The following is an 18630-nucleotide window of genomic DNA, read 5'->3' on the forward strand; positions in this document are numbered from 1 at the left end:
GCAACGACCGAGGAGTACAGCGTGAAGCGCAAGATCACCTTCGACCGTGACGGTCTGACCCTGGTGGGCAACCTGTTCACCCCGGACGACCTCGACGAGAACGGCCGCTACCCGGCGGTGATCGTGCAGGGCTCGTTCACCTCGGTCAAGGAGCAGATGGCCGGAACCTACGCGAAGAAGTTCGCCGAGCAGGGCTTCGTCGCTCTCAGCTTCGACTACGCCCACTACGGCGAGAGCGAGGGGCAGCCGCGTCAGTACGAGTCGCCCGCCGAGAAGCTCAGTGACCTCCAGGCGGCAGTCACCTACCTGACCGGGCTCCCCTACGTGGACGCGGTCGGCATGGTCGGCGTGTGCACCTCGGCCAGCAACGCGGTCTACCTCGCCGCCCAGGATCCGCGTCTGAAGGGTCTGGCGACGGTCGCCGGGTTCCTCGTCAACGACGCCGTCTTTATCGCCACCTACGGCGAGGACGGCATGGCCGCGCGGCGCGAGCAGGCGGCCACGGCCAGGAAGAAGTACGAGGAGACCGGCGAGGCCACGACTATCACGGCTTACAGCGAGACCGACAAGGACGCGGTCAACTACATCCCCTACGAGGGCGCCTTCGACTACTACACCAACGAATCGCGGGGCAACGTTGCGTAGTACAAGAACGAGTACGACGTCTCCTCGTGGACGAACTGGCTCGCCTTCGACGCACTGAGCCAGGCGGCGTCCGTCACGACTGCGACGATCGTCGTGCACTCCGACGAGAGCGCGCTGCCCGAGAACGCCAAGGCGCTTCACGAGGCCGTCCAGGGCGAGAAGGAGCTCGTGTGGTCCGACGGGAACCACTACGACTACTACGACTCGCCCAAGCAAATCGACAACGCAGTCGCGAACGTGTCCCGCTTCTTCCGCACCCACCTCACCCAGGGACAGGCCAGGGTGCATCGCCTACGAGCCATGACGCCAACCGGAAGGCCGGTCGAGGCCAGATCGCACGCATCCTCTCCCTGGACATCGACGGCACCGGCTTCCCTGCCGTCGGCGAGCGCGACAAGGTCGTCGCGAGCCTGCAGGCCGACTACCCCGGGCTGCGCCCCGTCTGCTTCAACTCTCCCTACGAGGCAGCCGCCTGGGCTCTGATCGGCAACCGACTCCGCATGACCCAGGCCGCCGCCATCAAGGCCCGCCTCGCCCGCGATCACGGCCGGCCGGTCGAGGTCGCGGGGCAGACCCTCCATGCCTTCCCCGAACCCGCCGTCCTTCGTGAGCTGCGCGACATCCCCGGCCTGACCGACGTCAAGCTCCATCGCCTGCACGCCCTGGCCGACGCGACTCTTGACGGACATCTCGACGCCACCACCCTGCGCGGCCAGGACAGCGAGCAAGCACTGAAGGCACTCCAGGAACTCCCTGGCATCGGCCCGTTCGCCGCTGAACTCATTCTGATCCGCGGCGCCGGCCACCCCGATGTCTTCCCCGTCGCCGAACGACGTGTTCACCAGGCCATGGCCACCGAGTACGCGCTGGACGCCGCCACCGCCGACAACCCCGCCCGGCTCGCAGCCATCGCCGAGAGCTGGCGCCCCTACCGCAGTTGGGTCGCCCTCCTCCTGCGCGCCCGCATGCAGGATCGCGCCACCCCCCGATTGCATTGACCACGAGGACGCGGCTCAGTTCGGGCTCGCGACGCTCACCTCTGTGCAGGTCAGCCACAGAGGCGCTTAGAGGTCCTGACAAAGGCGTCGGACGTGTCTGTAGGTGATGAGGCATGTGGCGAGCCCGAGGAAGGCTTCATGGATGTCGTCCCGTCGCTCCCACCGGATGCGCAGGCGACGGAAGCCGTGCAGCCAGGCGATCGTTCGTTCGACGACATACCGGAAGATGCCCAGGCCGGAGCCGTGGGGCCGGCCTCGCCTCGCGATCTTGGGACGGATTCCGCGCTGCCACAGCAGGCGCCGGTACTTGTCGTGGTCGTAGCCGCGGTCGGCGAACAGCGTGTCGGGCCGGCGCCGCGGCCGGCCGACAACCCCGGCGACAGGCGGGATCTTGTCGATCAGGGGCAGGAGTTGGGTGACGTCGTTGCGGTTGCCGCCGGTCAGCGACACCGCGAGCGGGATGCCCTGGGCGTCGGTGACGACGTGGTGCTTGATGCCCGGCCGTGCGCGGTCGACCGGACCGGGACCGCTTCTGGGCCCCTGCGGGCCGCCCGCACATGGGAGGAGTCGATCACCGCCCGGGACCAGTCCAGCTTCCCCGCCGCCCGCAGCTTCTTCAGCAGCAGCACCTGCAGTTGGTCCCACACCCCGGCCTTCCTGGGGCAGGTACTCCCATTGGATGCCGGTGTGCAGCTTCTGTCAGGACCTCTAAGCGCCGGGACGTGCTGGCCAGGACTGCCGCAAGCGGGATCCGATGACCTGCTTTGTGCGGCATCCCGTGAGTTGCTCTGAGCCTCGCTGAGTCCCCAGCCTCGTGGCCAGGGGTTCGTCCTCTCTGTGACAGCGGTACTCGGCGTCCAACTGCCCCTGGAGCGCGCTGATGTGGAGGTGACCCGGCGCGCTCCGGGTGGGGCAGAGGAGGCCCTATCGACCTCCTTCAGGGCCTCTATAACCTGCGTGTTGGCGACGTGCGGGCACCGCCGCAGGAGCGAGCGAAGCAGCCGCTACGGCTCGAACACCGGTTGCCCCAAGCCATCGAGGGCGGTGCGGCGGGCTCGGGTGCGGGCGTGGTGGTCGTGGTTTGGGTGTCGTTCAGGACGAGGTTGCCCGGGAGGGCGGGTTCCCTGCCCGGTCCCCGTCATGGTGCTCCGCCGCGGATTGGGGGACCTCGGGCCCGCTCCGTGTGCGTGCGGTGCGGAGTTGGGTGGCGATGAGGATGGCAGCGCCGGTCATCAGGACGGCGCTGACCATCGAGGCGATCCTGGCTTCCCGGGCGAAGGCGTCGAAGGCTGCGTTCAGCAGGGAGTCGGCGGTGCCCTTCGGGAGGGCGGCGGCTGTCTCGACCGCGCCACCGAGGGTGCTTTGTGCTGCCTCCAGTTCTTTGGGCGTGAGGTTGTCGGGAGCTTTGGCGGCCAGTTCCGAACGGTAGACGGTGGTGCCGATGCTGCCCAGGAGTGCGATGCCCAGTGCGCCGCCGAATTCGGCCGAGGTCTCGGCCATGGCGGAGGCCGCCCCGGCCCGTTCCGGTGGTGCGGCGGACAGGATCACCTCGGTGACGACGGCGGCGACGGCGCCGATGCCGATCGAGACGACGGCCATGCCGCTGACGAGGTGGCCGATTCCCGAATCGGACTGGAGCAGGGTCAGTACGACGTAGCCGCCGGTCGCCACGAGCAGCCCGGCGGCGATCACGTTGTGCTTGCCGATGCGGGGGGCGATCGTGGTGGCCAGGGCGATGCCGAGGGGCATCACGAGGAAGGTGGGCAAGGACCACAAGGCCGACTCCAACGGGCCCATGTTCAGGACGAGTTGCATGAACTGCCAGTTGAACAGACTGAAGCCGACGAGCCCGAACGTCGCCAGCGCGTCGATGAGCAGAGGAATGTTGAACCGGCGTGTGCGGAAGAGATTCATGTCGATCATCGGGTTGGCAGCCCTGTGCTGGCGGCGGAGGAATGCCGCCCCCACGGTGAGTCCGGCGGCGCAGCATGCCAGAGGAATCCACCCGAAGCCGTGTTCCGCCATGGCCTTGATGCCGTAGATGATGCTGAGCACGGCCACCAGAGACATGGCGGCGCCGAGCAGGTCGAAGCGGCGCGGCTCGGGGTCGCGGTATTCGGTGAGCAGCAGCGGGCCGAGGATCAGCAGCAGGACCATCACCGGCACGTTGATCAGGAAGACCGATCCCCACCAGAAGTGCTCCAGGAGCAGACCACCGATGATCGGGCCGAGCACAGCGCCGCCCGCGAATCCGGCTGTCCAGATGCCGACTGCGGTGGCCCGCTGCGCGGCGTCGTGGAACATGCTTCGGATCAGGGAAAGGGTGGAGGGCGCCAGCGTGGCTCCGGCGATGCCGAGGAGTACGCGGGCCGCGATGAGTGTCCCGGGGCTGCTTGAACAGGCCGCCAGGACTGAAGCGACGCCGAAGGCCGCGGCGCCTGTGAGGAGCACCCGTCGCCGCCCGAAGCGGTCACCGAGCGTGCCCATGGTGATGAGCAGGCCGGCGAGGAGGAACCCGTAGGAGTCCATGATCCACAGTTGCTCGGAACTGCTCGGGCCGAGGTCGGCCGCCAGGGACGGGAGTGTGATGAACATGACGGACATGTCCATGGATGCCAGCAGGCAGGGCAGTACCAGGACGGCGAGACCGACCCACTCCCTGGTTCCGGCTCTTCTTTCCTGTTCAGTCATGTCCTCTCCTGGTTCGTGCAAGACCCGTATGCCGCTTGACCACTCCGGATGCGTACGTCGTACGCAGCGACAGCGTGCAGAGTACGCACCCATGCACAAGTGGGACAACGGCTTTTTGAGCTGCTTATTCGAATCGCATCAGAGGTGGGAGTGCTGACGGGCTAGAATTTCGACACAAACCTTGAGTGTGACGAAAAGGGAGGATGCTGATGTCGGTGCAGCCGACATGCGCGTCGTGTGGAAGGGCGCTGGAGCCCGCGGACCGAGGGCGGCCGAGGGTCTACTGTTCCCGTGCGTGCCAGGCGAGGGCCTACCGGACACGCAGGGCGGAAGTACCGGCCCACGTCCCGGAGAACGAAGACGGCGCGCGGCACCTCACCGTCGAGCGCATCGTGCGGGCCGGGATCGCCGTCGCGGACGCGGAGGGGCTCGACGCGCTGTCGATGCGCCGGGTCGCCACGGAACTCGGCACGGGCACGATGTCCCTGTACCGGCATGTGGCATCCAAGGACGACCTGGTGACCCTGATGGTGGAAGCCGCGATGGCCGACGTGCCACTGCCCGACTCACCACCGCGGAACTGGCGTCACGGCCTCGAACGCGCTGCGCACCGCGACTGGGACTTGTATCACCGCCACCCGTGGATCCTGTCGAGAGTCATGGTGACGACCCGCGCGTATTTCAGCCCGGCTCTCGCAGCGGACAGCGAAAGCGCCTTCTCCTCGTTCGACGAGCTTGACCTCGAACCGGCCGATGCCTTCCGGTACATGTTCATGTTCGCCTCCTACGTGCAAGGCGTGGCGCTGATCCTCGTGAGCGACGCGGAGGCGGAGCGGCAGTCGAAGATCGCCACGAAACAGGGGGCGAAAGCCCCGGACCGGGCACAGAGCCCGCTGTACGAACCCGGGGCCTATCCTCGGCTTGCCCGCGCTATGCGCGCGGGCGCCGACCCTTGGGATCTCGATGCCTTGTTCGCCTCAGGTCTTGCCGGTGTTCTGGACGGCATCGCAGCCGATCTCGCGCGCCGGTACACCGACGCCTGAGGCTCCTGTGCCTGCCCCGCGACGGGGGCACCACCGAGGGCCCGAAACAGTCAACACCACAATCCAGGCGGGCCCGGCCGGCTCGTCCGACATCTGGGCGAGCCGGTAACGAACCTTCTTCATGCGGCAGACCCACCTGTGCGCCGATCTGCCGCAGCCCCAGCCCCCCGCCTTCGTCGCGTCCGTCACCTCGCTCAGCGCCTGGCGCAAATGGATGTTCAGCCGCAGCCGGATCGCCGAAGCCAGAACCCTCACCGCCGACATGCTCGACAGCTGCCGCTGCGGACCCCGATGAGCGTCGACGACCAAGCGAGGCGGGCCGCCCGGTATGCGCAACGCCTGTCGGTACCGAGGACGCACAGCACGCTCCGGGGAAAGCCGAGCTGAACATTTTCGGACGCGGGGGTGGTGAAATCCGTCACCCGTGGCGGGATCTAGTCGGGCGCCTCGGATCAGTGCCGTTGTCCGCGCCGTGGCCCCCTGAGCCGCCTGAGCGCCTCCGTCCTGCCTCCATCCACGCCGTATTCCTTCATTGACGGGCCGAAAACTGCTGGATAACGTCCGGCGCCATGGCCCACCGAGCTCTGACGGACACCATTGACGAGCTGGACCGCCGTGTGATCGCGGCGCTCCAGCTCAACGGTCGTGCCCGGTGGAACGCGGTGGCTCACTGGGTGGGCGTGAACGAGTCGACCGTCCGGCGACGGTACAAGGCGTTGCGCGAGCGCGGACTGCTGCGCGTCGTCGGCACCCTGGAGCTGGACCGCACCCGGGCGGGTTCTGCCACGTTCCTGAGGGTGCAGGCGAAGCCCGGTCGCGGGCTGGACCTCGCGGAGCGGTTCGTCGCCAGCCCCGACGTGCGTTTCGTGGCCGTCGTGACCGGCGCCACCGATCTCGTCGTCGACTTCGTCGCCCGCGACAACGACGAGATGATGCGCATGCTCTTTCCCGATCTGCCCGGTGCCGACCTGATCGCCGGCACCGAGGCCGTCCCGGTCATCCTCGCCTTCACCTCGGCGGCGATGTGGGACACCGGGTTGCTTCCCGAGGCGGCCGCCGCCGACCTGCGGCCCGCCTCACTGACCTCGCCGTGCGACCGCGCCGACTGGGACGCAGAACCCAGGACGCTGAGTCCTCTGGAACGGGAGATCGCCGCCGCCCTGAGGGAGGACGGCCGCACCCAGGTCAGCACCCTGGCCCGGGAGCTGGGACACACCGAGTCGGGCATCACGCGGGCCATGGAGCGGCTGATCGCCCGTGGCATCCTCCAGTTCCGCACCCTGGTCGATCCCGCCCTGCTCGGCTACGACGCCGAGTTCATGCTGTGGCTGTCGATCGAGCCCGACCGGCTCGACGCAGCGGGACGCCAACTCGCACGGCACCCGGGAACCAAGTTCCTCGGCGCGGCGACCGGGCGCTTCAACCTCGTCGGGCACATGGTCCTGCCCCGCCGCGTCGACCTGTTCCGCTACACCAGCGACGTCATCGGAGCGCTGCCCGGGCTGATCGCCTCGGACATCACGCTCCACCTCGCCACCTTGAAGTACTCCTGGCACCGGATGGCCCGTACACGCTGAGCCGCGGGCCGCCGACACATCCATAACGCACCTGTGGCGCACCGCCGGGCCGGCCGGCCGCCTTGGTGTGCGCTGCTTCCGTCCCCGCCTCTCCTGGAGAAACCATGCCCACAGCCGACTTCGGCCTCCCCGCGGAAAGCTGGCGCTGGCCCGAACACGTCTGGCGCGGTCACGTCGGTGCCGTCCGCGCCGGACGGCACCTGGTGCCCGATCGCTGGCCCCAGGGTGCCCGCGTGGCGGTCGCCCTGTCCTTCGACTCCGACCACGAGACGATCCCGCTGCGCGACGGCGAGACAAGCCCCGGGCGGCTCGCGCAAGGCGAGTACGGCGCGCGGGCCGGCGCCCCGCGGATCCTGGACCTCCTTGCCCGCCACGGTGTCCCCGCCACCTTCTTCATGCCGGCCGTCTCCGCCCTCCTTCATCCCGAGGAGGCCCGCGCCTACACCCGTGACGGGCACGAACTGGCCGTCCACGGCTGGATCCACGAGCGCAACATGCTGCTGGGCCACGACGAGGAGCGGGAACTCACCGAGCGTGCGCTCGACACGCTCACCACCCTGACAGGGCAGCGGCCGGTCGGGATCCGTACCCCGTCGTGGGACTTCTCCGACTCCACCCTCGGCATCATGCTCGAACTCGGGTTCGCCTACGACTCCTCCCTGATGGCCGACGACGAGCCGTACGAAATCGTCGCCGACGGCCGGGCCACCGGCCTGGTGGAGATTCCCGTCGACTGGATCAGGGACGACGCGCCGTACTTCACGATGGACCGCTACGGGTCCGTCCGCCCGCACAGCCGTCCCCGCGACGTGCGGGAGATCTGGACCGACGAGTTCGACGCCGCCTACCGCGACGGCGGGGTCTTCCAGCTCACCCTGCACCCGCACGTCATCGGCCACCGCTCGCGCCTGGTGGCGCTGCGTGAACTCCTCGACCACATCGCCGCTCACCGGGGCGTCTGGTTCGCCACGCACGCCCAACTCGCGGACGTCGCCCGCGACGTACTGCACGGCCAGGCCCCCGCCCGTTCCGTCCCCGAAGCCCCGGAGCACACATCATGAGCATCGAGTCGGTCACACCCGCACGCGGCAGACTGAGAGCGTCCCAGCGCAAGGCCATCGTCGCCGGCACCATAGGCAACACCGTCGAATGGGTCGACTGGGCCCTCTACTCCATCTTCGCCAAGATCATCGCGGATGAGTTCTTCCCCTCCGCAGACGGCGCGGTCGCCCTGCTGTCCACGCTCGCGGTGTTCGCCGTCGGCTTCGTGATGCGCCCCGTCGGCGCCGCCGTCCTGGGCGCCTATGCCGACCGGCACGGACGCAAGAAGGGCATGACCCTCACCGTCGCTCTCATGGCGGGCGCCGGTTTCGTCATCGCCGTCACCCCCTCCTACGACCGGATCGGCGTGTTCTCGCCGCTCGTCCTGCTCCTCGCCCGACTCGTCCAGGGCTTCTCCGCCGGCGGCGAGTTCGGCTCCTCCTCCGCCTTCCTCGTCGAATCCGCCGCCCACGGACGGCGTGCGTTCGCCGGCTCCTGGCAGCAGGTGTCGGTCGCCGGGGGCGTGCTCATCGCCTCCCTCCTGGGGACCCTCACCACCTCGGCCCTGAGCGACGACGCCCTGCACTCCTGGGGCTGGCGTGCCGCGTTCGTCGTCGGCGCACTCCTCGGCCTTGTCGGGCTGTGGCTGCGGGTCTCGGTCGAGGACACCGTGTCCTTCACCCAGGTCCAGGACTCCGGCCGCACCCGCACCAACCCGGTCAAGGCCATGTTCGTCGAGCATCCCAAGGCCACTCTGCGCGTCGCGGGCATCACGGTGGCGGGCACCCTGACCTACTACATCTGGGTCAACTACCTCCCGACCTACGCCAACCTGACCACCGGTATCCCGCTGAGGTCCGCGCTGCTGTCACAGACGCTGTGTCTGATCGTCTTCGTGGTCGCGCTGCCCTTCGTCGGGCGTCTGTCCGACCGCGTGGGGCGCAAGCCGACCATGGCGGGTTTCGCCGGCGGCTTCGTGCTCCTGTCCTGGCCCCTGCTCCACCTCTTGAGCGGCAGCTTCCTCAGCCTGTACCTCGTCCAGCTCGTGGGCATGACGCTGATCCTCGGCTACTCCGCCAACTGCGCCGTGATCATGGCCGAGCAGTTCCCGCCGGAGGTCCGGGCCACCGGCATCGCCCTGCCCTACGCCCTCGCGGTCGCCCTCTTCGGCGGGACCGCCCCCTACCTGACGACCTGGTTGCACGAGAGCGGGCACAGCGACCTGCTGTGGATCTACGTCTCCGCGGCGGCCCTCGTCTCCCTCGTCGTCTACCTGACGATGCCGGAGACCAAGGACAAGGAGTTCCACTGATGGTCCACGTCCTCATCACCGGAGCCGCGGGGGGCATCGGCTCTGCCATCGCCGAGGAGTTCGCCGCCCACGGTGCCCGCCTCACCGTCGCGGACCGTGATGCTGACGCGCTCAAGGCCATCGGCACCCGTTCGAACGCCCGCCGCACGACCCGTGTCGTGGACCTGGCCCACCCCGACACGCCCGCCGGCCTCGTCGAGGAGGCATGGCGGGAGCATGGTCCGGTCGACGTCCTGGTCAACGCCGCGGGCATCTACCCCTCGCTCGACATGGCCGACGTCGACACCGCGTCCTGGGACCGGATGTTCGCGATCAACCTGCGCGCCCCGGTCCTGGCCACCGGCGCCTTCGCCCGGCTTGCCATCGCCCAGGGCAGGCCCGGCGCCGTCGTGAACATCTCCTCCGGATCAGCGCTGCGTTCCCGGCTCGGGGGCGGCCCCTACGCCAGCTCCAAGGCGGCGTTGGAGATGGCCACCCGCGCCACCGCACTGGAACTCGGCGCGCACGGCATCCGCGTCAACGCGGTCAGCCCCGGCTTCATCCCCGTGGACAGCGACTGCAACCCGGTGTCCGCCGAATACGCGGCCGCGATCGGCGCGAACCCGCTGGGCCGCCCCGGCACACCGCAGGACATCGCCCGCGCCGTGCGCTGGCTCGCCGGACCCGATGCCTCCTGGATCACGGGAGAAGTCCTCCGCGTGGACGGCGGGTCCAGCACCGGTGCCCTGCACCTGCCCCGCATCTGGCAGCCGCACGAGACCTCCACCCCCGCACGAGCAGCGGTCCAGGAAGGACTGACCCGATGACCCACGCCCCCACCGACCTTCCCGCCTACACGGTCGTCGGGGCAGGCGCCATCGGCGGCACCCTCGCCTTCAGCCTCGCCCGCGCCGGACACCCGGTCACCCTCGTCGACACCGACCTCGCCCACGTGGCCGCCATCGCGGCCCATGGCCTCACCGTCGTCGGCGAGGGCACTCGGGCGAGCGTCCCGGTCACCGCGACCACCCCCGAGGAGTTCACCGGCGCCCTCGGCCGTGTCCTGCTCGCGGTGAAGGCGCAGGCCACCGGAGCCGCACTCGACTGGATCGCGCCGCGTCTGGCCCCGGACGGCTACGTCGTCTCCCTGCAGAACGGCTTCAACGAGGAACTCATCGCGCGGCGAGTGGGAACCGGCCGGACCGTCGCCGCCTTCGTGAACCTCTTCGCCGACGTCATCGAACCGGGCGTCATCCAGGACGGCGGTGCCGGCGCCCTCGTGGTCGGGGAACACGACAACCGACCCGTCAGCCCGCGCGTGGAAGAGCTGGTGGAACACTTCCAGAGCTGGGGCCCGGCCGTGGCCAGCGACAACGTCGAAGGCTACCTGTGGGCCAAGGCCGGATTCGGTGCCATGCTCGCCGCCACCGCTCTCGCGGACGCACCCATGGCCGACCTCATCGACCGGCACCGTCCCACCATGACGGCCCTGACCGGTGAGATCTTCGCCGTCGCGGACCGACTCGGCGTCACCTTGGAGGGGTTCGACGCCTTTGATCCCCACGCATTCCGGAACGACAGCGACCCGTCCCGCCGAGACACCGCCTTCGACCGGCTCACCGCGTGGCTGCGCACCCAGAGCAAGGACCGCAGTGGCATCTGGCGTGACCTCGCCGTGCGCCGGCGGCCCGTGGAAGCGCCCACGCACTACGCCGACGTCTTCGACCGTGCCGCTCACGAGGGCCTGCCCACGCCGGTACTGCGAGCCGTCGTAGACGATCTGCGCCATCTGGAAAGGACACCCGAGGACATGTCCGAGGCCCGGCTCGACGCCCTGGACCGGCTGGCCGAGCACCCCGCGCCGCCGGCCTCCGCCCAGGCGGAGGCCGTACGCGACTGGCTCGAAGCACACCGCGAAGACATGGTCGCCGACCTCGCCGCCTACACCGCCCAGGGCAGCGCCAGCGACGACCTTGAGGCCCTTGACACCTGCCTCGACTGGCTGTGCGCCTGGCTCGATGAACGACTCGGTGCGCCCGACGACGAACAGCGGCTCACCCGGCGGGAGGCAGGCGATGTTCTGATCCGCCGCTACCCGGGCCACGGGACGACCGCTCCCGACTCCCGTCCGGTCCTCCTGCTCGGCCACTACGACACGGTGTGGCCGACCGGAACGCTCGACACCTGGCCGTTCCGACGCGAGGGCGACCGGGTCACCGGACCCGGCGTCTTCGACATGAAGGCCGGACTCGTGCAGGCAGTGTGGGCCCTTCGCGCCCTGCACGCCCTCGGCCTGCCCAGGCCCGCGCACACCCTGATGCTGAACGGGGACGAGGAGACCGGCAGCCTCGCCTCCCGCGAGGCGATCGTCTCCGAAGCCTGTGACAGCCGCCTCGCCATGGTCTTCGAGCCCGCGGCCGACGGCGCGGTCAAAACCGCACGCAAGGGAGTGGGGCTCTTCACCCTCACGGTCACCGGCACCGAAGCCCATGCCGGGCTCGACCCCGACGCCGGAGCCAGTGCCGTCGACGAACTCGCCCACCAGATCCTGCTGCTGGCCGAGCTACGCGAGCCCGCGAAGGGCACCACGCTCAACGTGGGAGTGGTGGCCGGCGGCACGCGCAGCAACGTCACGGCCGGTCGAGCGAGCGCACACCTGGACATCCGCGTGGCCTCCGTTTCCGAGCAGCAACGCATCACGAAGGCGCTCGCAGAGGTACGCCCCATCGACCCGCGCACCGACGTGGTGATCACCGGAGACTGGAACCGTCCTGTCTTCGAACGGACACCTCAGGCGGCGGCGCTCGCCGCCCAGGCCCGCCGGTGCGCGGCCCTGCTCGGATTCGGCCTGCCGGAGGCGTCGGTCGGCGGAGGCAGCGACGGCAACTTCGTCGTGGCGGGCGGAACACCCGTTCTCGACGGCATCGGCGCGGTCGGGTCGGGTGCGCACGCCCGCTCCGAAAACGTCTCGGTCGCGGGGATGGTCTCTCGCGCGGCCCTCGCCGCCACGGTCCTGACCGCTCTGGCCGTGGAGTAGCCGAGACCGGCCCGCGCCGCCCCTGGCTGACGGTCGTCCCGGTCCCGGACGACGCCGGGCGGCGTCAGGGCCACCCTGGTCATCAGGTTTCGGTTTGTTTTACGTCGATGCCGAGGGCGGCCCACAGCTCCCGTTCCATCTGGGTCGGCGGTGTCGTGCACCGGCGCTCCGGGTGCCAGGCCGGGGGCGTGTGCGGGGCTGCCGGCGGCTCGGCGTCTCGCTCCGGGTGGTCTCGCTCCGGGCGGTCGGGGTCCGGGCCGGGGTCGGCGTAGTGGACGCCGGGCAGCGGTCCGACGGAGAAGGCGCCGAGCTGGATGAGCAGCTTCATCGCACCGGCGCCGGCCCTGCCGAGCCAGAACCTCAGCCTCATAGCGCCCCTCTCCTTTCGAGCCGGTCCCGTGGCCGCCCTGGGGCGCCACCCGTCGGCGCCAGGGTCGCCGCTCGTCCTGAAGCATTGCTTAAAGCGGGCCGCGCAATGCCGTGACCATGAAAAATTCATACCCCGGGGCAGCCAGATTCCCGGCCGAAATCATGATCGGCTAAGTGTCGTTGAAGCCGACAACGTGTCAGTGTTCCGGCAGGCGGAAGGAGCAGTGGCATGGAGATCGGGGTTCTCGGGCCGCTCGTGGTGAGCATCGACGGCACCTCCGTGGTGCCGAGCGCGGCCAAGCCGCGGCAGCTGCTCGCGCTGCTGGCGGTCAACGCGGGCTGGGACGTCAATGTGACGACCCTGACGGAGGAGCTGTGGGAGTCCAGACCCCCCAGCGGGCCCGCGGGAGTGGTACAGACGTACGTCAAGCAGTTGCGCCGGGCCATCGGGCACGCCCTGGGACCGGAGCACGAATGCGCGCCGAAAGAGGTGCTGAGCCGCGGCTACGCCGGATACGCGCTGAACATGCCGGCGCCCGTCCTGGAGGCCGACCTGTTCCAGCAGCTCAGCGGACGCGGCCTGCGGGCCCTGGAAGCGGGCGACGACGAGACGGCCGCGAAGTTGCTGGGCCAGGCGCTCGCCATGTGGCGGGGCCCGGTGCTCGCCGACGTACGCATCGGACCGGCGCTCCGCGTCGAGCTGCTGCGGCTCGAGGAGGCACGGCGCTCCGCGCTGGAGGGCCGCATCACCGCCGATCTGCGGCTCGGCAGACACGCCGAGGTGATCGGTGAACTCCTCGCGCTCACCGAGCGTTTCCCGCTCCAGGAGAGTCTGCACGCGCTGCTGATGCTGGCGCTCTACCGGTGCGGACGCTCGTGGCAGGCGCTTGAGATTTTTCGAAAGCTACGCGCGTCGACCAGTCAGGAACTGGGCATAGAGCCCTCCCTGCGCCTGCAGAAACTGCACCGGGCGATCCTGGCCGCCGACCCCCGGCTCGACCTCACCGTGCCGAGTTTGGCGGCCTTTTAGCGGGCCGGGGCACCGTGGGGGCGCGTCGGCCGGGTCCGGCCCACCCGTCGTCGCACCGCGGACCCGGCCGGCCCGCCCACCGCAGGACGGAACCGAGACGGAGCACCATGACGCGATACCTGTCCCGGAAGCGCCCGGACGACGAACCCGGCCCCGCGACACGGCTGTTCTGCTTCCCGTACGCGGGCGGCGGAGCCTCGGCATACCGGCGATGGCAGCGCGGCCTCGACGCCCACGACGCCGGGGTACGGGTGCTGCCCGTGCAACTGCCCGGCCGCGAGGAACGGTTCGCCGAACCCAGGTTCACCGATCTGGACGCGCTCATCGACGACATGGACGCGCAGCTCGACGAGGAGCTGTCCGCACCCCACATCCTCTACGGACACAGCATGGGGGCGCTCATCGCGTACGCGCTCACCCGGCGACGGCAGCGGCGCGGCGCGGCGCTGCCCCGGGCACTCGTGCTGAGCGCCTACCGCGCCCCGCACCTGCCGGCCCCGCCGATCGCCGACCCCGACGCCGGGGACGCCGAACTCGTCGCCGGCCTTGCGGCACTCGGCGGCATCCCGCCCACGCTGCTCGACCACCCCGAAATCCTCTCCGCGCTGCTCCCGGTGGCCCGCGACGACCTGCGGCTGTGTCTGCGCAGCCGCGCCGCGCCCGCCGAGCCGCTGAGGGTGCCGCTGCACCTGTTCGCGGGACTCGGGGACCGGCTGGTCGGCGTGTCCGAGGTGGCCGCCTGGGGGCGGCACGCGGGACGCGGCTGCGAGCTGCGCACCATGCCCGGCGGGCACTTCTTCGTCAGATCCGACGAGGGAGCCTTCCTGGCCGAACTCGCCTCCCTGACACGCCGGTACGCCACGGAGCGGGTGGCGGCGTGACGGACGGTCACCGCGACCGCGGCGGCCGGGTCGTGAGAATCTCACGCACCGGTCATTTACCCGTCATACCGGGGCCATGGCGGCGTCCCTGCCGCCCGCTTGCGTTCCGTCGGCCCCGAAGACCGGGGAGGGGCGGGCACACCGGCCCGCCCGCGACCACCGCCGCGCGGCCGCCGTGCCGTCCCGAGCCCGTACGGAACCATCGAACCCCCCGCGAAAGGACACACCTCCCGTGCCACACGACGCCGCCGAAGGCGCCCCGAGGAGCCCCGCCCCGCCGCAGTTCCGCGTCGCCTGGGGGGTGCTGGCCGCCCTCCTGCTGATCTGGCTGGTGTTCGAGACGGCGAAGTACGGCGGCTGGGTGATCGTCGCCGCGGTCGCCGGTGTCGTCGCACCCGACCTCTCCTTCCTCGCCGGGCTCAGCGGCCCGCACGAGCACGGCCGGATGCCGCGCAGGGCCGTTCCCCTCTACAACCTGCTGCACCGGCCCGTCGTCGCCGTCGTCGTCATGCTCGCCTGTCTGATCCCGGACTCCTCGGCCGTCGCCGTCCCGCTGTTCAACTTCGGTCTGGCCTGGCTGGTGCACATCGCCGCCGACCGGGCCCTCGGGTTCGGCCTGCGCGGCGCGGACGGCCGGCCCCGCTGACCCACGCACGCGGGGCGCTTTGGTGCCGCGCAAGCCCCCGCTGCGAGGCTCGTCCGGGTTCCCGGCCGCGCCTCGCGCCGGCCCCTTGCAGCACCGCACCCAAGTAACCGCTGAGCACCTGTTGCCGGAGGAAACGCATGGACACGACGGACACGACGCACGGCGGGCCGCAGACCGGGCGGCCCCTCATGGACTACCCGTTCCACCGCCCTTCGGCCGTCGAAGTACCCCCCGTCTACGAGGAGTTGCGGGCCAAGTGCCCCGTCGCCCATGTCCGGCTGCCCAGCGGCGACGAGGGCTATGTGGTGACCCGCTACGACGATGTGCGCACCGTGCTCGCCGACGCCAGGTTCAGCCGGGCCGCCACCATCGCACCGGGCGCGCCCCAGCTGACCACCACGCCTCCGGTGCCGGGCAGCCTGTTCACCACGGACCCGCCCGAGCACACCCGGCTGCGCAGGCTCGTCTCCCGGGAGTTCACCGCCCGCCGGGTGCAGAACATGCGGCCGCGGATCCAGGAACTCACCGACGCGCTCCTCGACGACATGGAGAAGCAGGGCGGGCCGGTCGACCTCAACACGGCGCTGGCCTTCCCGTTGCCGGTGATGGTGATCTGCGAACTGCTCGGTGTGCCCTTCGAGGACCGCGACCGCTTCCGCGAGTGGTCCGACGCCTTCGTCTCGCTGACCGCGCACACCCCGGAGGAGACCGCCGCCCAGCGCCAGCAGATGATCGAGTACCTGGCGGCACTCGTCAAACGCAAGCGGGAGGAGCCGTCGGACGACCTGATGGGGGCGCTCGTCGCCGCCCACGACGAAGAGGGCAGCCTCAACGAGTTCGAGCTGATCGTCATGGCGGCGACCATCCTCGTCGCCGGCCACGAGACCACCGTCAGCATGATCGGCAAGATCGTGCTGACCCTGCTGCGCCACCCGGAGCACCTGGCCACCCTGCGCGAGCGCCCCGAGATGATCGACCACGCCATCGAGGAACTGCTGCGGGTCAACCCGATCGGCGACGGCGGGCCGCTGCGGATCACCCTGGAGGACGTGGAGATCGGCGGCACCGTCATCCCCAAGGGCAGCGCGGTGCTGGCGGCGGTGTGCTCCGCCAACCAGGACCCCGCGCGCTTCCCGGGCGCCGGGGCCGACGAGTTCGACCCCACCCGGCCGGAGGCGGTCCACCACGTCGCGTTCGGCCACGGCCCGCACTTCTGCGTGGGCGCTGCGCTGGCCAGGGCGGAGCTGCAGATCGTCATCACCTCGCTGCTGAACCGGTTCCCCGGGCTGCGGCTCGCGGAGGACGTCGAGGCGCTGGAGCTGACGACCGGAATGATGGTCCACGGCCTGACCCGCCTGCCCGTCACCTGGTGACACCCCCACCACCGGCTGACACCGGCCCACCCCGCTGCTCCGGTGCGCCGGTGACCGGGCGACGCCGGTCGGGGTGTTTGCGGTGGCCGGGTCCGCCGGGCTGGGTGGCGGTGGCCCGGTCCGCTAGTCAGCGTGCGGCGGCGTCTCGGGTGCCGATTCGGCTCGCGGGTCCCGGTGTGGCGGCGTCCGGGCGGGGTGTTGGCGGTGGCCGGGTCCGCCGGGCTGGGTGGCGGTGGCCCGGGTGGCGGCCCGGTCCTCTGGTTCGTGCAGCGGTGGTCGGGTGGTGATTCGGCTCGCGGTTCCGTTCGCTGGGCCGGGTGTGGCAGCGTCCGGCCGACGTCTCGGCCCGTCGGGCGGGGTGTCGGCGGTGGCCGGGCGGCGTGCCCGGCCCGCCGGGCTGGGTGTGGTGGCCTTCGGCTCCGCTGGTCCGGGTGCCGGGTGCCGGGTGCCGGGTGCCGGGTGCCGGGGTGGTGGTTCGGTTGCTGGGCCGACGCGTTGACCGTCCGGTCCCAGCACATGCCCGGTTGCGGTGGGCGGGCAGGTGGAAGGGCCCGGTCCGTACGGTTGCGTACGGGCCGGGGCCCTGGCGTGTGCGGGACGGGGTCGGGCAGCCGGCCCGCGGCCGTGGAAGCCTGGTGCTCACCGACCCCGCCGCCACCGGGCAGGTGCCGAGCCGTCGGTCACACCCGGGCGGTCGGGGACTGAGCCTCCACGGCGTGCGGTCCCGGTCGCTGCAACTGGAAGTACGCGCCTCCCAGCACCCGCTCCTTCAGCTTCTGGCTGCGGTCGACCACCCGGTACAGCGAGCGGCGCGCCACACCGCCGGCACCGTGCAGCGCGAACAGCCGTTCCTGGCGCAGTTGCAGACCGCGCGACGTGGCGACCGACTCCTCCCGCGCCCGCTGGAACCGCGCGCCCGCCTCAAGCAGCGCCCCCTCGTCCCCGCCCGCGTCGAACGCCTCGCGCAGCAGCGGGGCCAGCGTCACCCCGTCGATGATCGCGTGATTGACACCCTGCCCGAGGATCGGCGTCAGCGTGTGCGCCGCGTCGCCGATCAGCACCAGGCCCGGCATGGACCAGCGCGGCACCACCGTGGTGAAGATGTCCAGCATCGAGGTGTCGGACCAGGACCGGATCCTTGAGCGCACCGACCCGGCCAGCTCCGGAGCGAGCCGGTCCAGCCGCTCGTACAGCGCGGGCAGCCCCTCGGCGCGCAGCTCCTTCAGCCCGCCCTTCGGGATGTTGAAGCCGACGCGCACACTGTCCGGGTGGGTCGGGATGAACAGCCCGTGCTGGTCGCCGCGGATCCGGATCCGATACGTACGGTCGTCCCACTCGGTGGGGAACGGCAGCTTCAGCCACACCACGTCACGGTCCAGCGGCAGCTTCGTGTACGACAGCCCCGACATCTCGCGGACCTTGCTGAACCGGCCGTCCGCCGCCACCGTGAGCGCCGCGCGCACCGTCAGCTCGCCCTCCGGGGTGCGCGCCGTCACCCCCGTGACCGGGCCGCGTTCGCCGTCGGCGCGCAGCAGCCGGGTGGCCGTCGCCCGGCGCACCAGGGTGAAGTGCTCCGGGTGCTCCTCCTGCCCGAGCGCCGCCAGAGCCGAGAGCAGCGCGGGCTGGGGCAGCTCCACCGGATAGGGGTGCGGGTACCGGAAGCGGCGGAAGTCGGCGCGCAGCACCGTGCTGCCGGAGTCGACGATCTCCATTCTGTGCATCTGCTGGTAGGCGCCGCCCAGCCGGCCGAGGACGCCCAGCCCGTCAAGGAGCCACACCGAGTCGGGGGAGACCGACTCGCCCCGGAACGACCGGTCGAAGTGACCGCTCTGCTCCAGAACCACGACGGAGACCGAACGCCTGGCGAGTTCCACGGCCAGGGTGAGCCCCGCCGGACCTCCTCCGACCACACACACGTCCGCGGTCAGCTCAGTTGTCGTCATCGGTGCTGCCTTTCCGAAGGAGTCATCCTCCACCGATGGTCCGCAGCCCGCCTAAAGCAGCTCTT

General features: G+C 70.6%; 15 protein-coding genes and 2 pseudogenes. 13 read left to right on the top strand and 4 right to left on the bottom strand.

The genetic code is table 11. From position 1 onward, the window contains the following. The first annotated feature begins 21 nt into the window (after positions 1-21). Positions 22-645, top strand: a complete 624-nt coding sequence (locus tag ACIRFL_RS19030) for an alpha/beta hydrolase (RefSeq protein WP_404029718.1) — start codon at positions 22-24, stop codon at positions 643-645. 317 nt (positions 646-962) lie between these two features. Further along, a pseudogene (locus tag ACIRFL_RS19035) lies at positions 963-1643 on the top strand (DNA-3-methyladenine glycosylase family protein); the annotation flags it as partial. Between the two features lie 66 nt (positions 1644-1709). Here ACIRFL_RS19035 and ACIRFL_RS19040 read toward each other — a convergent pair. Together ACIRFL_RS19040 and ACIRFL_RS19045 are read right to left on the bottom strand one after the other, a co-directional pair. Beyond that, positions 1710-2320 (bottom strand): annotated as a pseudogene (locus ACIRFL_RS19040) (IS5 family transposase); the annotation flags it as partial. 415 nt (positions 2321-2735) lie between these two features. Beyond that, positions 2736-4334, bottom strand: a complete 1599-nt coding sequence (locus ACIRFL_RS19045; protein WP_404029720.1) for an MFS transporter — start codon at positions 4332-4334, stop codon at positions 2736-2738. 392 nt (positions 4335-4726) lie between these two features. Here ACIRFL_RS19045 and ACIRFL_RS19050 point away from each other — a divergent pair, with 392 nt between their 5' ends. From ACIRFL_RS19050 to ACIRFL_RS19080, 7 genes are all read left to right on the top strand, one after another. Next, positions 4727-5377 (top strand): TetR/AcrR family transcriptional regulator, encoded by a 651-nt coding sequence (locus ACIRFL_RS19050; RefSeq protein ID WP_404029721.1) that lies wholly within the window; start codon positions 4727-4729, stop codon positions 5375-5377. Between the two features lie 121 nt (positions 5378-5498). After that, on the top strand, positions 5499-5672 hold the full coding sequence (locus ACIRFL_RS19055; RefSeq protein WP_404029722.1) for a hypothetical protein: 174 nt from the start codon (positions 5499-5501) through the stop codon (positions 5670-5672). A gap of 274 nt (positions 5673-5946) precedes the next feature. Further along, positions 5947-6954, top strand: coding sequence for an Lrp/AsnC family transcriptional regulator (locus tag ACIRFL_RS19060; protein WP_404029724.1), 1008 nt, complete (start codon positions 5947-5949; stop codon positions 6952-6954). 104 nt (positions 6955-7058) lie between these two features. Further along, a complete protein-coding gene (locus tag ACIRFL_RS19065; protein ID WP_404029726.1) occupies positions 7059-8015 on the top strand; it encodes a polysaccharide deacetylase in 957 nt (318 codons plus the stop codon). Beyond that, on the top strand, positions 8012-9307 hold the full coding sequence (locus tag ACIRFL_RS19070) for an MFS transporter (protein WP_404029728.1): 1296 nt from the start codon (positions 8012-8014) through the stop codon (positions 9305-9307). Before ACIRFL_RS19065 ends, ACIRFL_RS19070 begins: the two co-directional genes overlap by 4 nt. Beyond that, on the top strand, positions 9307-10113 hold the full coding sequence (locus ACIRFL_RS19075) for an SDR family NAD(P)-dependent oxidoreductase (RefSeq protein ID WP_404029729.1): 807 nt from the start codon (positions 9307-9309) through the stop codon (positions 10111-10113). The genes ACIRFL_RS19070 and ACIRFL_RS19075 overlap by 1 nt, the downstream gene beginning before the upstream one ends. Beyond that, entirely contained in the window at positions 10110-12323 is a 2214-nt protein-coding gene (locus ACIRFL_RS19080) for a 2-dehydropantoate 2-reductase (protein ID WP_404029730.1), read from the top strand. Before ACIRFL_RS19075 ends, ACIRFL_RS19080 begins: the two co-directional genes overlap by 4 nt. Positions 12324-12405: 82 nt before the next feature. Here the strand turns inward: ACIRFL_RS19080 and ACIRFL_RS19085 are convergent, their stop codons facing one another. After that, the gene (locus ACIRFL_RS19085) at positions 12406-12693 is read right to left on the bottom strand and encodes a hypothetical protein (RefSeq protein ID WP_404029732.1); all 288 of its coding nucleotides are present in this window, start codon (positions 12691-12693) and stop codon (positions 12406-12408) included. 228 nt (positions 12694-12921) lie between these two features. Between ACIRFL_RS19085 and ACIRFL_RS19090 the strand changes: the two genes are divergently transcribed. The 4 genes from ACIRFL_RS19090 to ACIRFL_RS19105 all read left to right on the top strand — a co-directional run bounded on the left by ACIRFL_RS19090 (position 12922) and on the right by ACIRFL_RS19105 (position 16622). Further along, entirely contained in the window at positions 12922-13722 is an 801-nt protein-coding gene (locus tag ACIRFL_RS19090; protein ID WP_404029733.1) for a BTAD domain-containing putative transcriptional regulator, read from the top strand. Positions 13723-13829: 107 nt separating this feature from the next. Next, a complete protein-coding gene (locus tag ACIRFL_RS19095; protein WP_404029734.1) occupies positions 13830-14603 on the top strand; it encodes a thioesterase II family protein in 774 nt (257 codons plus the stop codon). A 232-nt stretch (positions 14604-14835) separates the two neighbouring features. Next, positions 14836-15249 (top strand): DUF4260 family protein, encoded by a 414-nt coding sequence (locus ACIRFL_RS19100; RefSeq protein WP_404029735.1) that lies wholly within the window; start codon positions 14836-14838, stop codon positions 15247-15249. A gap of 137 nt (positions 15250-15386) precedes the next feature. After that, complete coding sequence (locus ACIRFL_RS19105) at positions 15387-16622, top strand: cytochrome P450 (RefSeq protein WP_404029737.1); 1236 nt, start codon at positions 15387-15389, stop codon at positions 16620-16622. Between the two features lie 680 nt (positions 16623-17302). On the opposite strand, the gene ACIRFL_RS19110 is transcribed toward ACIRFL_RS19105, so the two are convergent. After that, positions 17303-18565, bottom strand: a complete 1263-nt coding sequence (locus ACIRFL_RS19110) for an FAD-dependent oxidoreductase (protein ID WP_404029739.1) — start codon at positions 18563-18565, stop codon at positions 17303-17305. Between the last annotated feature and the right edge of the window lie 65 nt (positions 18566-18630).

Origin of the sequence: Streptomyces sp. NPDC102462 (assembly GCF_044765425.1) — a bacterium.
Lineage (GTDB): Bacteria > Actinomycetota > Actinomycetes > Streptomycetales > Streptomycetaceae > Streptomyces.

What these genes read in the sequence shown, in the direction of transcription:
- ACIRFL_RS19060 (WP_404029724.1), top strand. Translation starts at nt 5,947, where the DNA reads ATGGCCCACCGAGCTCTGACGGACACCATTGACGAGCTGGACCGCCGT.
- ACIRFL_RS19075 (WP_404029729.1), top strand. Translation starts at nt 9,307, where the DNA reads ATGGTCCACGTCCTCATCACCGGAGCCGCGGGGGGCATCGGCTCTGCC.
- ACIRFL_RS19085 (WP_404029732.1), bottom strand. Translation starts at nt 12,693, where the DNA reads ATGAGGCTGAGGTTCTGGCTCGGCAGGGCCGGCGCCGGTGCGATGAAG.
- ACIRFL_RS19065 (WP_404029726.1), top strand. Translation starts at nt 7,059, where the DNA reads ATGCCCACAGCCGACTTCGGCCTCCCCGCGGAAAGCTGGCGCTGGCCC.
- ACIRFL_RS19045 (WP_404029720.1), bottom strand. Translation starts at nt 4,334, where the DNA reads ATGACTGAACAGGAAAGAAGAGCCGGAACCAGGGAGTGGGTCGGTCTC.
- ACIRFL_RS19070 (WP_404029728.1), top strand. Translation starts at nt 8,012, where the DNA reads ATGAGCATCGAGTCGGTCACACCCGCACGCGGCAGACTGAGAGCGTCC.
- ACIRFL_RS19095 (WP_404029734.1), top strand. Translation starts at nt 13,830, where the DNA reads ATGACGCGATACCTGTCCCGGAAGCGCCCGGACGACGAACCCGGCCCC.
- ACIRFL_RS19090 (WP_404029733.1), top strand. Translation starts at nt 12,922, where the DNA reads ATGGAGATCGGGGTTCTCGGGCCGCTCGTGGTGAGCATCGACGGCACC.
- ACIRFL_RS19110 (WP_404029739.1), bottom strand. Translation starts at nt 18,565, where the DNA reads ATGACGACAACTGAGCTGACCGCGGACGTGTGTGTGGTCGGAGGAGGT.
- ACIRFL_RS19055 (WP_404029722.1), top strand. Translation starts at nt 5,499, where the DNA reads ATGCGGCAGACCCACCTGTGCGCCGATCTGCCGCAGCCCCAGCCCCCC.
- ACIRFL_RS19105 (WP_404029737.1), top strand. Translation starts at nt 15,387, where the DNA reads ATGGACACGACGGACACGACGCACGGCGGGCCGCAGACCGGGCGGCCC.
- ACIRFL_RS19080 (WP_404029730.1), top strand. Translation starts at nt 10,110, where the DNA reads ATGACCCACGCCCCCACCGACCTTCCCGCCTACACGGTCGTCGGGGCA.